Annotated in this window: 10 protein-coding genes; 6 read left to right on the top strand and 4 right to left on the bottom strand. The window is 32.5% G+C overall.

Annotated features, from left to right (window positions below):
• Positions 1-42 precede the first annotated feature (42 nt).
• Together ABNT22_RS05795 and uvrB are read left to right on the top strand one after the other, a co-directional pair.
• Positions 43-2,838 carry a T9SS type B sorting domain-containing protein gene (locus ABNT22_RS05795; protein ID WP_348714981.1) on the top strand — a complete coding sequence of 932 codons (2,796 nt, stop codon included), beginning with the start codon at positions 43-45 and terminating at the stop codon, positions 2,836-2,838.
• Between the two features lie 23 nt (positions 2,839-2,861).
• Positions 2,862-4,850 (top strand): excinuclease ABC subunit UvrB, encoded by a 1,989-nt coding sequence (uvrB, locus tag ABNT22_RS05790; protein ID WP_348714980.1) that lies wholly within the window; start codon positions 2,862-2,864, stop codon positions 4,848-4,850.
• Between the two features lie 78 nt (positions 4,851-4,928).
• Here the strand turns inward: uvrB and ABNT22_RS05785 are convergent, their stop codons facing one another.
• The gene (locus tag ABNT22_RS05785; RefSeq protein ID WP_348714978.1) at positions 4,929-5,489 is read right to left on the bottom strand and encodes a YceI family protein; all 561 of its coding nucleotides are present in this window, start codon (positions 5,487-5,489) and stop codon (positions 4,929-4,931) included.
• 37 nt (positions 5,490-5,526) lie between these two features.
• The gene (locus ABNT22_RS05780; RefSeq protein WP_348714976.1) at positions 5,527-7,899 is read right to left on the bottom strand and encodes a TonB-dependent receptor domain-containing protein; all 2,373 of its coding nucleotides are present in this window, start codon (positions 7,897-7,899) and stop codon (positions 5,527-5,529) included.
• Between the two features lie 199 nt (positions 7,900-8,098).
• Here ABNT22_RS05780 and ABNT22_RS05775 point away from each other — a divergent pair, with 199 nt between their 5' ends.
• Positions 8,099-9,103, top strand: coding sequence for a sensor histidine kinase (locus ABNT22_RS05775; RefSeq protein ID WP_348714975.1), 1,005 nt, complete (start codon positions 8,099-8,101; stop codon positions 9,101-9,103).
• Positions 9,100-9,795: a response regulator transcription factor gene (locus tag ABNT22_RS05770; protein WP_348714973.1), complete on the top strand. Its 696-nt coding sequence runs from the start codon at positions 9,100-9,102 to the stop codon at positions 9,793-9,795. Before ABNT22_RS05775 ends, ABNT22_RS05770 begins: the two co-directional genes overlap by 4 nt.
• Before the next feature lie 26 nt (positions 9,796-9,821).
• On the opposite strand, the gene ABNT22_RS05765 is transcribed toward ABNT22_RS05770, so the two are convergent.
• Complete coding sequence (locus ABNT22_RS05765) at positions 9,822-10,385, bottom strand: hypothetical protein (protein WP_348714971.1); 564 nt, start codon at positions 10,383-10,385, stop codon at positions 9,822-9,824.
• A 98-nt stretch (positions 10,386-10,483) separates the two neighbouring features.
• The gene (gene sucC, locus ABNT22_RS05760; RefSeq protein WP_348714969.1) at positions 10,484-11,680 is read right to left on the bottom strand and encodes an ADP-forming succinate--CoA ligase subunit beta; all 1,197 of its coding nucleotides are present in this window, start codon (positions 11,678-11,680) and stop codon (positions 10,484-10,486) included.
• Between the two features lie 249 nt (positions 11,681-11,929).
• Between sucC and ABNT22_RS05755 the strand changes: the two genes are divergently transcribed.
• Both ABNT22_RS05755 and ABNT22_RS05750 read left to right on the top strand, forming a co-directional pair.
• Positions 11,930-14,368 carry a DUF5916 domain-containing protein gene (locus tag ABNT22_RS05755; protein WP_348714968.1) on the top strand — a complete coding sequence of 813 codons (2,439 nt, stop codon included), beginning with the start codon at positions 11,930-11,932 and terminating at the stop codon, positions 14,366-14,368.
• 88 nt (positions 14,369-14,456) lie between these two features.
• Positions 14,457-15,119, top strand: coding sequence for an ABC transporter ATP-binding protein (locus tag ABNT22_RS05750; protein WP_348714966.1), 663 nt, complete (start codon positions 14,457-14,459; stop codon positions 15,117-15,119).
• The last annotated feature ends 116 nt before the right edge of the window (positions 15,120-15,235 follow it).

Raw genomic sequence — 15,235 nt, 5'->3', positions numbered from 1 at the left:
CTAATTATTTGATTAACTTTGTGTTAGATAATAACTCGTACGATGAAGAAATTAATTCTCTTATTATTTCTTCACTCCTCAATTATATTAACGGCACAAAATGAAGCTAACTTTTGGTATTTCGGAAGAAATGCGGGTCTTGATTTTAGTACTGGTGTACCCGTTGCGCTTACAAATGGACAATTAAACACTTTAGAAGGTTGCTCTTCTATATCAGATCAAAATGGAAATCTTCTCTTCTATTCTGACGGTATTCAGGTTTGGGATAGAAATCATAATCTTATGCCAAATGGTACTGGTTTATTAGGTGATAATTCAAGTACTCAATCTGGTTTAATTGTACCCAACCCTTCCAATACAAATATTTACTATTTGTTTACAGTAGATGCCCAAGAAGGTAATGGAGATGGTTTTAGATATTCCATTATCGATATGAGTTTAAATGGAGGCAATGGAGATGTCACTACCAAAAATGTTTTGTTGGTAGGTTCAGCAGATGAAAAAGTAACCTCGGTTGTTGGAAGGACCTGTGATTCTTTTTGGGTTATTACTGCCGATAGAGATAACTTTTATGCTTTTGAAGTTACAAGTACAGGTGTTAATACTACCCCTGTTATTTCTCCTATTGGTTTCTTTATTTTTTTTAGTAGCAGAGGTTATCTAAAATTATCTCCAGATGGTACCAAATTGGTACAAGCTAGCTCTGAAGCTGGGTCTTTTATTTACGACTTTTCAGCAACTACTGGAGTAGTTTCTAATGGAAGAAGACTCAATTTAGATGGTAATATTGGTTATGGTGTAGAATTCTCTATATCAGGCAACAAACTATATATTGCCACTGGACCTGATATTTTTTCTCAATTTGCTGAAGCTAATCTGTATCAGTTTGATATCAGCAATCCAGACATCACAATAATCAATAATTCAAGAGGTACACCTTTTTTTACTTACCGAGGAACAAGAGGAGCTTTTCAATTAGGTCCTGATGGAAAAATCTATCACGCTGTGAGTGAGAGTCCACAATTGGGTGTCATTAACAATCCTGAAAACGACAAAAATAGTATCAACTATGTTCATAATGGCGTAAACTTAAATGGGCGAAATTCTGCTCAAGGACTCCCTCCTTTTATTCAATCATTTTTCTTACCTACAACTATACTTAATGCCGATACCGATCAAATAATCAGTGACACCAAACAATTCTTTTGTGCTGGTCAAGACTATCGATTAAAAGCTGGAAGAATTGAACCAGGAGCAACATACTCATGGGAAAAGGATGGTAACATTATCGGTACAGATTCTATTCTTACTATTAATGATGTTAATTGGGGATCGGGTATCTACAAACTTACTACTACCTTAAAAGCAACCTGTGCTAAAACTTTAGATTCTCAAGTTGAAGTTGAATTTGTTCCTGCTCCAACAATAGTTTCTGTTCCTCCTTTTGAAAAATGTGATTCCGATACTAATCCAAATGATGGAAGTACAACGTTTGACTTAAGCACGCAAGAAGCTGCTTTAACAAATAATGCTACTAATGTTACAGTTGAATTCTTTTCTTTAAGCGATACCACGTTTTCTTCTCCACTCCCTAAAACAAATTATATAAACACTTCCAATCCTGAAACCTTAGTGGTACGTGTAAATTTTAGTTCTTCCGGAAATACGGGTTGTTTTTCTCTTGGTACATTATCACTTGCAGTAAACGAGGTTATAAACAATACCAATATTAGCGATGTTTATGTTTGTGAAATAGATGAAAATGCAAATAACCCATCAGCCACCAACAGCATAGGTAATGGACAAGGAACCTATGATTTTAATAATACTATTAACGAAATACTTACGCTAAATCCAACCATAAATACAACAACACATACCATTAACTTCTATAGAACACAAAATGATGCAAATGCTCAAAACAATCCAATATTAGCGCCTTATAATGATGACTTTTTCACCAATGCATCAGACATCTTTGTTCGTGTCTCTCTCAATTCAGATCCGAGTTGCTTTTCAATTTTTACTTTTACTATTTTTGTAGAATCTTTACCTATACCGCAGGGTAATAGTACTCCCACATTACTATGTGTAAATTTCCCTATAGGAACATTACCTTTAGCTACGGTTAGCTTAGATGCCTCAACAGGAAATTCCAATGACACCTATCAATGGTATTTTAATGGAAATAGTATTTCCAACGCTACAAATGCTGTATATGAAGCATCTGAAGCGGGAACCTATCGTGTTGAAACCATTCGACAAAACTCGCAACTCATCAATCCATGCCATGCTTTTAATACTTTTGAAGTAATTGCATCTAGCAAAGCTGTTATCCTTGATATTTCAGTTATAGATGATTCTTTAAACAACAACAGTATTTCAATATCAGTAGACGGACTAGGTCTTTATGATTTCATGATTAGCAATTCAAATCTGTTTTTAAATGGTACTAACTCTTCCATTACCTTTTCCAACCTTCCCATAGGAATTTACACAATAACCATTCGAGACAGAAATGGTTGTGGTGATACTATCTCCGATGAAATTCCTGTAATTTTCTTTCAAAGACATTTCACTCCAAATGATGATGGAGTCTATGACACATGGAAAATCCAAGGAGTTGACAATGATTTTTTTCGAGATGTAACGGTTAAAATTTACGATCGATATGGTAAACAAGTTGCCATCATTCCAAATAAAAATCATAGAGGATGGGATGGTTTTTACAATGGCTCTAAACTTCCTTCTACAGATTATTGGTATAATGCACAACTTATAGATAAAAATGGAAAGGTTCGAACAAAAAAAAGCCATTTTAGTTTATTAAGAAGATAAATTCATACCTTATTTTTGTAGTTATGGATTTTCAAATTGTTTCAGAGTTTCAACCTACGGGTGACCAACCGCAAGCTATCAATCAATTAGCCAACGGAATTGTTGAAGGAGAAAAGTTTCAAACCTTATTGGGAGTAACTGGTTCTGGTAAAACTTTTTCGGTTGCCAATGTCGTAGCTAAAGTAAATAGACCAACTTTAGTATTAGCTCATAACAAAACTTTGGCTGCACAGTTGTATTCTGAGTTCAAACAATTTTTCCCTAACAATGCAGTAGAGTATTTTGTTTCTTATTATGATTATTATCAGCCTGAAGCATATATCCCAGTAACAGGAACTTATATTGAAAAAGACCTGTCTATTAATGACGAAATAGAACGTTTACGAATTAGTACTTCTTCTTCTCTACTTTCTGGACGACGAGACGTATTAGTAGTGGCTTCTGTTTCTTGTTTGTATGGTATTGGAAACCCTACTGAATTTAAAAAGAATGTAATTCCAATTGAGGTAGACCAGCAAATATCTAGGACTAAATTTTTACATCAATTAGTAACTAGTTTATATGCACGAACAGAAACCGAAATCAAAAGTGGTACCTTTAAAGTAAAAGGAGATGTTGTTACCATCTATCCTTCTTATGGAGATAGTGCATATCGCGTTCATTTTTTTGGAGATGAAATTGAAGAAATTGAATCTTTTAATATTGAAACCAATGAAATCATTACACGACTAAATCAATTGAACATCTATCCTGCTAATTTATTTGTTACTTCTCCTGATGTATTACAGAATGCCATTCATCAAATTCAAGAAGATTTGATGAAACAATACGATTATTTTAAAGAAATAGGAAAACATTTAGAAGCAAAACGTTTGAAAGAACGTACAGAGTTTGATTTAGAAATGATTCGTGAATTAGGATATTGTTCTGGAATTGAAAATTACTCTCGCTATTTAGACGGACGTGAAGCCGGAACTAGACCTTTCTGCTTGTTAGATTATTTTCCAGACGATTTTTTAATGGTTATTGATGAAAGTCATGTTACCGTACCACAGGTTCATGCGATGTATGGAGGAGATCGAAGTAGAAAAGAAAATTTAGTAGAATACGGTTTTAGATTACCTGCTGCTATGGATAATAGACCTTTAAAGTTCGAAGAGTTTGAAATGTTGCAAAATCAAGTGATTTATGTTTCTGCTACTCCTGCAGATTATGAACTACAAAAAACAGAAGGTTTATTTGTAGAACAAGTGATTCGTCCAACAGGGTTGTTGGATCCAGAAATTGAAGTACGTCCTAGCTTAAATCAAATAGATGATTTAATTGAAGAGATTCAAATTCGCGTAGAAAAAGATGAACGTACATTAGTTACTACATTAACCAAGCGAATGGCTGAAGAGTTAGCTAAATACCTTACACGTATTCAAGTACGTTGTCGTTATATACATTCTGATGTTGATACTTTAGAACGTGTAGAAATCATGCAAGATCTTCGTAAGGGACTTTTTGATGTACTTATTGGTGTAAACCTATTAAGAGAAGGATTAGACCTTCCAGAAGTTTCATTGGTTGCTATTTTAGATGCTGATAAAGAAGGTTTTCTCCGTTCACATCGTTCTTTAACACAAACAGTTGGTAGAGCCGCACGTAATGTAAACGGAAAAGCCATTATGTATGCGGATAAAATTACCAATAGTATGCAAATGACGATTGATGAAACCAATCGTAGAAGAGAAAAGCAAATTAATTATAACTCTGCGCATGGTATAACTCCAAAACAAATTAACAAGAAAATAGACGATACCCTATCTAGATCAGCCATTACGACTCATCAATATGATGCTGCAATTCAAAAGGCAGCGGAACAAGATTTGGAATATTTACCAAAAGCTGAAATAGAAAAACGTATTCGCAACAAACGTAAGCAAATGGAGGAAGCTGCAAAAGCTTTAGATTTTATGGCAGCAGCACAATTACGTGATGAAATTGAAATTTTAAAGGAAAAGTTATAATTCACTCTTATATAAATAAAAATGCCTCACATTTAAATGTGGGGCATTTTTTACAACAAAGAATTAGTCTGGGAACAATTATGCTTTCTTTTTGTTTAATTCTAAATTGATAACAAGCTCTACTTCTTCTCCTATAGAACCACCTTCTCCACCTACTTTAAAGTCAGTACGTTTAATTGTAGTTTGTAACTTTACTCCTGCTTTCATTCCATATTTAGTAGCAACTACTCCATTAACCTTCCCTTTTAAAATTACAGGTTTAGTAATACCTTTAATGGTTAAATCTCCTAATATTTCAATCTTCTTACCCTCTCGTTTTTTGAACTCTTTTTGTACAAATTTTATACTAGGGTATGTTGCTGCGTCAAAAAAGTCATTTGCTCTTAAATGCTTATCTCTTCCTTCATTTTTAGTATTAATACTAGCTGTCTTTATCGATACAGAAAACACTGGTACTTCAAAATTCTCCTTAGAAGAAGCCCAAATATCAAAACTATCGAAAGAACCAGTAGTTTCGGAAATCACTAAGTGTGATACGGCAAAATTAATTGATGAATGTGAAGCATCTACTGTCCATTTTTCTTGTGCATTTACCCCTACAGTTACTATTAAAATTAGTGTAATAATTAATTTTCTCATTTTATTTAAATTTATAATTGTTAATTGTTGTTTTTGTTTAAAATCTCTTTCTTGCTGAATATTCCATAGCTTCTCCTTTTCCAAAACCATAACTAATTCCAAAAGTTACAAAACGACCTCTTTGGCGGCTACTACTGCTAAAGAAACTGGTTCCTTCTTGCGTAGATTCAAAAATTCTTGAGGCAAATAAATCTCGAACACTTAAGTTTAGAATTACTTTTCCTTTGATAATCTTTTTCCTCAAACCTAAATTGGCAAAAACATTTTTAGCAACAGTTCCTTGTGCTGTTTTATATTTTGAACGATAATTCCCTGACACTTCCAAATCAAAACTTTCAGGTAGCTTAAATTTCACTGTAGACTTCGTATCCCAGCGACTTCCTTCAAAATCGAAATTGTTATCGGCATCAAATTGTCCTTTTCTATTAAATATATTGTAGTTAAAATCTCCATTTACAGAAGCCCATTTCGTTAAGTTAACTTTATAATTTGCTTCAAAACCAGTTATTTTACTAGTCCCAAAATTTTGAGGCATACGAGTAGTTACTCCAGTAGTGGTGTTATAACTAGACACATCTTCAATCACATCTGTGGTATTTCGATAATATACTCCAAAGTTTAAATTAAGTTTTCCCAATTTATGAATAGAAGTCAACTCATATGAATCTGTAAATTCAGGTTGTAAGTTCGGATTCCCTGTGAAAATGTTAAACTGATTTCGAATATTAAAAAACGGATTTAAATCCCATAATCTAGGTCTGTAAATACGTTTTGAATACCCTGCTTGAATAGAAAAATTATGATTTACTTTATATGAAGTGTGTACACTTGGAAAGAAGTTAGTATAGTTTTGAGCATTCTCCTGACGGGTAGTTTGTAAAACTGTATTTAAGTCTGTATTTTCTAAACGACCTCCAAGCTTCACTCCCCATTGTTCTCCTTCATAAGCCCCGGTTATATATACTCCAAATACATTTTGCTTGTAATCAAAAATATTCGTCAAATTTACATCGTTCACCCAAATACCACCTTGAAAATTATCTACAGCATAATCATTTGTTACATCGTTCAATACATATTGCGTCCCTGTTTCAATAGTATATGCTTCAGTTATGGGATGTGTATAATCTAATTTAAATGTGTATTGTGCTTCTTTAAAATCAGTACGTGTTTTTTGATTAGGATCTGCAATTCCAACGATAGCTTCATTATTAAATTCAGATGTCTGATCTTTACCAAAAAAACTTCCTAACGCACTGAACAATAAACTCTGTTCTTTATTGTTTTTAAAGTCTTTTTTATACTGAAGTTCGTATTGAAATTTTGGATTGGTTGCTTCGGTAATTTCGAATCGATTGTACGAACTATTCAAATTTCCATTACTACCTTCAACTTGATCAAATTGAGTTTTAGAATCTTCGTCTTCTATTTCATAAGCAAAATTTCCAGACAATGTAATTACATTATATTGATTAATGTAATAATCGGTTCCTAAGGTAATATTATAAAACTGCTCGTTCTTATCACCATTCCCGTTTGATAAAATTTCATTGTTGTTGGTTCTATTTAAGTTATAACTTTTCGATTCATTTGGAAAAGTACGCTTTCCTACCCCTATCTGACTAAAAATATTAAACTTCTCAGTTCTTTTATTTAGACTTACTCCAACACTATGGTTATTCGGTATTCCTGTATTCAAACTAATAGAACCATTCCAACCTTTTTTATCATTTTTCTTTAAAACGATATTAATTATACCTGCGGTACCTTCGGCTTCATACTTAGCAGAAGGATTGGTGATTACTTCTATCTTCTCTATTTGATCAGCAACGATAGTTCCTAATGCATTCCCTTCTTGACTTGCTATGACAGAAGGCTTACCATTAATTAAAATCTGTGCTCCTTGTCCACCTCTTAGAGTAATTGCTCCTTCAATGCTAACATTAACAGAAGGTACATTATTTAAAACCTCCATTGCACTAGCTCCAGTTGAACTTAAATCTTTACCAACATTAAATACTCTTTTATCTAATTTAAACTCAGTAGAAGATTTTTCCGCACGTACTACAACCTCATCTAATTCTTGTGCATCTTCTTCCAGTTCAATAGTATTTAAGTTAGCTACTCCGTTTATATTTTTAATAGTAGTAATTCTTTTTGTTTTAAATCCAATAAAACTAATTTCTACATTAACATCTTTTACTTTAGTCTTTAACTCAAAAGCACCATCAATTCCTGTGGTTGCTCCTGTTACGGGTTGATTCGTTTTATTATTATTCACTATCACCGATACAAATTCTAAAGGTTGCTTAGAATTAGCATCTACAATTTTACCTCTAACTGTTAAGGAGTTTTGTGCGATACATAATTGCCCTATGAATAGGAATACGACAAGTAAATTTAATTTCATTTGTATATTTTTAATACAGCAAAAATCAATTTTACAGAGAGTTTGTGATAATATTTTCTTTAAACTACCATATTTTTAGGGTGAACGTACATATGTTGTTCACCTCTTAAAAAGTGTCGAACACAGAATTCTGTAACCACTTTTAACATTTACAATATATTTTTGGTCCTAATTTATTTTTATAACAAAACATAAAAACATGAAAATCAACTTTAAAGCTAAAGAGTTTATATATCAAGCTTTATTTGCTGTTGTCTTATTTTTGATCTACTCTTTTGACAAACACAACAAATGTTTTCATTTATATTCTATTGTTTTTTTCAGTTTTTATCTAGCTGTTTCTCTGTTTATCAGTTATGTTTTAGTTCCAAAATATTTTTACACTAAGAAACTCGCAGCATTTTGGACTTTTATTGTAGTAATTTTCTTAGGAGTATACTATGTAGAAGAATATGTATTAGAACCATTACTGGTTGGTGGTGAAAGAGCTGAACATGTATCCAATATTTACTATACTTTATTAAGTATATTTCCTATTATATTTATGATGGTTGGTTTTAAAATTGCTTGGGACATTGTTAAAAAACAACAAGAATTAGATGCCATGCAAAGGGCTGTAAATGAAAGCGAATTACGATTTTTAAAATCACAAATAAATCCACATTTTTTATTTAATAATCTAAACAACTTATATTCCTATGCTTTAGATAATTCCCCTCAAACACCTTCGATTATTTTAGAATTATCTTCTGTATTACGCTATATGTTATATGACTGTAAGGAAGACTTTGTTCCTTTAGAAAAAGAAATTCAACATTTAAAGAACTTTACTGCTCTAAATGAACTTCAAATTGAAGGAAGAGGTAAAGTTCGTTTCAATACAAAAAACTGCAGAGGTAGTTATAAAATTGCCCCATTAATTTTAATGGTATTTATTGAAAATGCATTTAAACATAGTACCGCTAGTCAATCAGAATTAATTGAAATTGACGTTGATTTAAGCATTAAAAACAATCAGTTAATTTTTGTATGTAAAAACACGTTTTTAGAAAATGCTAATACACAAAACCTATCTACGGGTATTGGTTTAGAAAACGTAAACAAACGTTTACAATTACTATATCCGAAAGCACATAAACTCAATATTACAACTGATAATAATTGTTATATTGTACATTTAACTCTTAACCTATCTAGCCAATGATTTCTTGTGTAATTATTGAAGATCAAGCACCAGCACAGCGTATCTTACAAAAGTATATTGGCGAGATAGATTTTTTAGAGTTAAAAGGTACTTTCTCAGATGCGTTACAAGCGCTTCAATTCTTAAAAACAACTCCCATTGATCTATTGTTTTTAGATATTCATTTACCAAAAGTATCGGGTATTGATTTTATTGAGATCTTGGATCAAAAACCACACATCATTTTAACAACTGCATTTAGTGAATATGCGTTGAAAGGTTATGAATTAGATGTTGTTGATTATCTTTTAAAACCATTTTCTTTTGAACGCTTTTTAAAATCAGTAAACAAGGTAAACACTACTATTCAAAAAAGTGTAGTTTTATCAGAAGACAGCAAAATTGATAAAACGTACATATTCATTAAATCTGGTCATGAACTGATTAAACTTCATTATAAAAACATAACGCATATTGAAGCTTCCTCCGATTATTCCGAAGCTTATATGCTTAATAAAAAAACCTTAACATCTTTATCATTAAAAAACTGGTTAATTAAACTTCCTTCCAATTTCGTTCAAGTGCATAAATCATTTATTATCAATATTGATTTTATTGAAAAGGTTTCAGGAAACATGATACATTTAACAAACGGTAAACAACTTCCTATAGGTAGAGCTTATAAAGACAATTTCACTTCGAACTACTTATAAAACTACTCTCTTTTAAAATGAAACTTTTAGTCTTTACTACCCCAAGGAGCACTTGGAGTTTTAACTTCTTTTGTTAAGTCAAATTTTACTGAGAAAAATCTATCTGTTCCAATTCTTCGTAAATTATAAGTAAAACTTGTTTTATCTATAGTTACCCACCAAACATTACTAGATGCATGTGGTATTAAATTTGACGTTTCTTGATCTGCAGGAAAAAATTGAATATGCGCTAAACCAGTATTAGGGTTTGAACCACCATATTGAGTAATTTTATCTTCAGAACCGTCTTTATGCCTATGATCATGTTTCAAACTAATTAATTTATTTTCATCGATAGTAAAAACCCAAGTACGAGACTTGTTTTCTCCTACAAAAAATGGAATTCTAATTGTATTTACCTCACAAGAACGAACATGCATTATTAATTTCTCTCCCATAAATCCATCTCCTTCTTTTCCTCCTTCAGTAATTTGACCTTCATAAGCTTTTCCGCAATGCTCTTTTAAAGTGTTCCAAAACTGTACTGAATTTGAAATTTCCTGAGCAATTAACTGAAAAGGTAATAATAGTAGAATTAAAATCTTTTTCATTTTCTTTATTTAAGTTTAACAATATAAATCAACAAATAAAAACCTCGCTTAAAAAGCGAGGTTCTTTAATATATCTACTAAGAATTAATTAAAAAGTTTTAAGCACCTAAAACTTCTTGTACTTTATCAGCAGCTTCTTGGAACTCTGTAGCAGAGATAATCTCCATTCCACTGTTATCTATTAATTCTTTTGCTTCTTTAGCATTTGTTCCTTGTAAACGACAAATAATAGGCACATTAATTTTATCTCCCATATTCTTGTAAGCATCTACAACACCTTGAGCAACACGATCACAACGAACGATTCCTCCAAAGATATTTACTAAAATTGCTTTTACGTTAGGATCTTTTAAGATGATTCCGAATGCTGTTTCAACACGTTGAGCATCAGCAGTACCTCCAACATCTAAGAAGTTTGCAGGATCACCTCCAGCTTGCTTAATTAAATCCATAGTACCCATTGCTAAACCAGCTCCGTTTACCATACATCCAACATTACCATCTAAATCTACATAGTTTAATCCAGCAGCTCTAGCTTCAACCTCAATTGGGTTCTCCTCACGCTCATCACGCATTGCTGCATAATCTTTGTGACGGAATAAAGCATTGTCATCTAAAGTTACTTTAGCATCAACTGCCATGATTTTATCATCAGAAGTTTTTAATACTGGGTTAATTTCGAATAACGCAGAATCAGACTTCACATATGCTGTATACAATGCTGTTACGAATTTTACCATTTCTTTAAAAGCAACTCCGCTTAAACCTAAGTTAAAAGCAACTTTACGCGCTTGGAATGGTAATAATCCTGTAGCAGGATCGATTTCTTCTGTAAAAATTAAGTGTGGAGTTTCTTCAGCAACTGCTTCGATATCCATACCTCCTTCAGTAGAGTACATAATCATGTTTCTACCAGTAGCACGGTTTAATAAAACCGACATATAAAATTCATTAGGCTCGCTATCTCCAGGATAATAAACATCTTCAGCGATTAAGATTTGATTTACTAACTTTCCTTCAGCAGAAGTTTGAGGAGTAATTAACATCATTCCTAAAATATCATTAGAAATACTTTTTACCTCATCTAAGTTTTTAGCTAACTTAACACCACCTCCTTTTCCACGACCACCTGCGTGTACTTGTGCTTTAATTACATGCCAACCTGTACCTGTATCTTCAGTTAATTTCTTTGCTGCCTCTACAGCTTCTTCAGGTGTACTTGCCACAATTCCGCGTTGAATACGAACGCCAAAACTGTTTAATATTTCTTTACCTTGATATTCGTGTAAGTTCATTTCAGTTATGAATTTTAAAAGTCGAACAAAAATACAAATTCAAATGATATATTCAGCTAATTTGTACTTTAATTTAAGGTAAACTTGTACACTGATTATCAAATCAAAATTGCTTTTCACAATTCTTTAACATTTAAAATGTAACGGCTCAAAAATTAACAGGTCTTTACAGTAATTAACATCAATTTATGATTTCTTAGCATAAATCCACAATAATTTAGCTAAACCGAAAACTCACTTTAATCAACCATGTTAAAAACTTTTTATACGCTACTACTAACTCTGTTGCTTACTTCAGCGAATATTTTTGCTCAAGAAGTTAATCAAAACAGAAAAAAACTCAATGCTACTAGAATTTCGGAAGCCCCCATTATAGATGGAAATTTGACTGACACCTCTTGGTCTACAGCTCCTGCAGCCAACAATTTTGTAATGATGCGACCAGATAACGGAAAAGCTGAAGTTGACACACATAAATCTGAGGTAAAAATCACCTACGATGATAATGCGATATATATTTCTGCTAACATGGCAGACCCAGAACCTTCTAAAATACCAAATGAGTTTGTAAACCGTGATAATGTTGGTAATGCTGATTTCTTCATGATATTAATTAACCCAAATGATGATGGACAAAATCCGTTTGCTTTTGCTGTAACCGCCTCAGGAGTTCAATTTGACTTTAAAGTTTCAAACGGAGGGAGAGAAGATTGGAACTGGAATGCAGTTTGGGAAAGTGCTCATAAAATTACTGAAGATGGTTGGACAGTTGAAATGAAAATTCCATACCGAGCATTACGTTTTGCCAATCAACCAATACAAAGTTGGGGAATGAACTTTCATAGAGAAGTTAGAAATATAAATGCACGATATACTTGGAATCATGTTGATAATACAAGAGGAAGTTGGACTCAATATGATGGTTTAATAGAAAACTTTAGAGACATAAAACCTCCTACACGTTTATCTTTTTATCCTTATGCATCTGCTACAACAGTAACTTTTGATGGAGAAACCGATTTTGACTGGAGTGTAGGAATGGATGTTAAATATGGTATTACTGAGAACTTCACCTTAGACGCCACTTTAATTCCTGATTTTAGTCAAGTAGGTTTTGATAATGTTGTTCTCAACTTAGGGCCTTTTGAACAACAGTTTTCTGAACAACGACAATTCTTTACAGAGGGTACTGAGCTATTTAACAAAGGAAGACTTTTTTACTCGAGAAGAATTGGAGGAGCTCCTATTAATTCACCTAATGTAGATGAGGACACAGAAACTCTAGTCAATTCAGATGATAAAGTACAAATGCTTAATGCCGTAAAAATTTCTGGACGAACCAAAAATGGTTTAGGAATAGGTTTTTTTAATGCTATTACCGATAAAACAGAAGCTACTATAAAAAACAATGCAACTGGAGAAACAAGAACAGAAACCACCAACCCTTTTTCTAATTACAACATCTTGGTATTAGACCAGCAATTCAATCAAAATTCATCGGTTAGTTTAATTAACACCAATGTAACTCGATTTGGTGATTTTAGAGACGCCAATGCTACCGGATTACTATGGCATGTTGAAAATAAAAAAAGTACTTATAACATAGATGGAAGTTTTAGAATGACCAATATCTCGGATGACCCTTCTGAAAATGCAACAGGATATTCTTTTGATACAAGTATAGGTAAACACGCTGGTACTTGGAGATGGGAAATCGGGTACCAATTTGACAACAAAGACTTTAATCCTAATGACATGGGAATATTGTTTAGAAATAATACCCAAAGGATTTATGGTTTTACTGGATATCGTCTATTAAAACCTAAAGGGATCTTCAACAATTACGGTGTAAATTGGTATTACAACTTTAACTTCCTACATCACTCAGGAACTTTTACTGGTGCAAATTCTGGATTATCATTTTGGGCAAACACAAGAAACCGTTTTAGTTTTGGTGGTAATTTGAACTTTAGTTCTAAGAGTAAAGACTTTTTTGAACCTAGACAAGGGTCTTTAAGTGGAGTTCAATTCGAAAGACCTATGCGACTTAATATTAATCACTGGGCGTCTTCCGATTACCGAAAGAAATTTGCTATAGATTATGATTTCTGGCATACCTTTTTTAAGCAAGCCGTAAGTGGTATTGACCAAAGAAATTATGGCTTTGGTATTCGTCCAAGATATCGTTTCAATAATCAATTTTCATTGGTATATGGATTCAACTATCGTAAGTCGAGTAATGAATATGGCTATGTAAATGAAGATGATGCTGGGATATATTTCGGACAAAGAGATTGGACAACATATAATAATACACTTACCGGAAAATACAGTTTCAGTACTAAGTCGTCATTATCACTTTCATTTAGGCACAACTGGAGTAAAGTTCCATACAAAGGATTCTATGTACTTAACCAAAATAATGGTGCTTTAGAAAGCACGAGCTATACTGGAGATCATGACATGAATTTTAATAGCTGGAATTTGGATTTAAATTATATCTGGCAATTTGCTCCTGGTAGTCAATTAATAGCTTTTTACAGAAACTCTATTTTCAGTTCAAATAGCAATACATCACAAAATTTCTTCAATAATCTCGATAGTCTTTTTGACGAACCAAACCAGCATACTTTTTCTGTTCGGTTGGTATACTTTATAGACTATAACGATGTTAAAAATATATTTTAGGGGATTTTTTTTAAAGTCTGAAATCAGGTAAGCTTTCTAGGTTTATCTGATTTCTTTTTTTACATTCGTTTTTCTGAACAAGGAATTTATGATTGTTGCTAAAAACATACACAAACATTACGGAGAAGTTGAAATCTTAAAAGGAGTAAACCTACATATTAAAAAAGGAGAAATTGTTGCTATTGTAGGGCCTTCTGGAGCAGGTAAAACTACCTTACTCCAAATTTTAGGTACTTTAGACAAACCTTTGAAACAACAGGATTATGAATTGTTCGTAGATGATATCTCAATCAAAAACCTAAAAGACAAAGAAGTCTCTTCATTTAGAAACAAGCACATTGGGTTCATCTTTCAATTTCATCAACTATTACCTGAATTTACAGCCATAGAAAATGTTTGTATTCCAGCATATATTGGAGGCAAAAGTAAACATGAAACTGAAAAAAAAGCCAAAGAATTACTCTCCTTCTTAGGATTATCCCATAGAGAAAACCATAAACCAAACCAACTTTCTGGAGGAGAACAACAACGGGTTGCTGTTGCAAGAGCTTTGATAAACAGTCCCTCTGTTATTTTTGCGGATGAACCTTCTGGAAACTTGGATTCTACCTCAGCTAAAAACTTACATGAATTGTTTTTTAAGTTACGCGATGAGTTCGGACAAACCTTTGTTTTAGTAACCCATAACAAAGATTTAGCTGCTATGGCAGATAGAACTTTAATTATGAAAGATGGTATTATTGTAGAATAATGTAACATTCACTTGTTTCTTACTACTAATTAGAAAATCTAATTAATCATGAAAGAAACTTTTAGCGAAATAATTACATATTTTAGAAAAAGATAAGAATCAAGATACCGCTTATC

It is taken from the genome of Tenacibaculum sp. 190130A14a (genome assembly GCF_964048965.1).
GTDB lineage: Bacteria > Bacteroidota > Bacteroidia > Flavobacteriales > Flavobacteriaceae > Polaribacter > Polaribacter polynesiense.
This window is presented reverse-complemented; position numbering and strand designations above follow the sequence as displayed.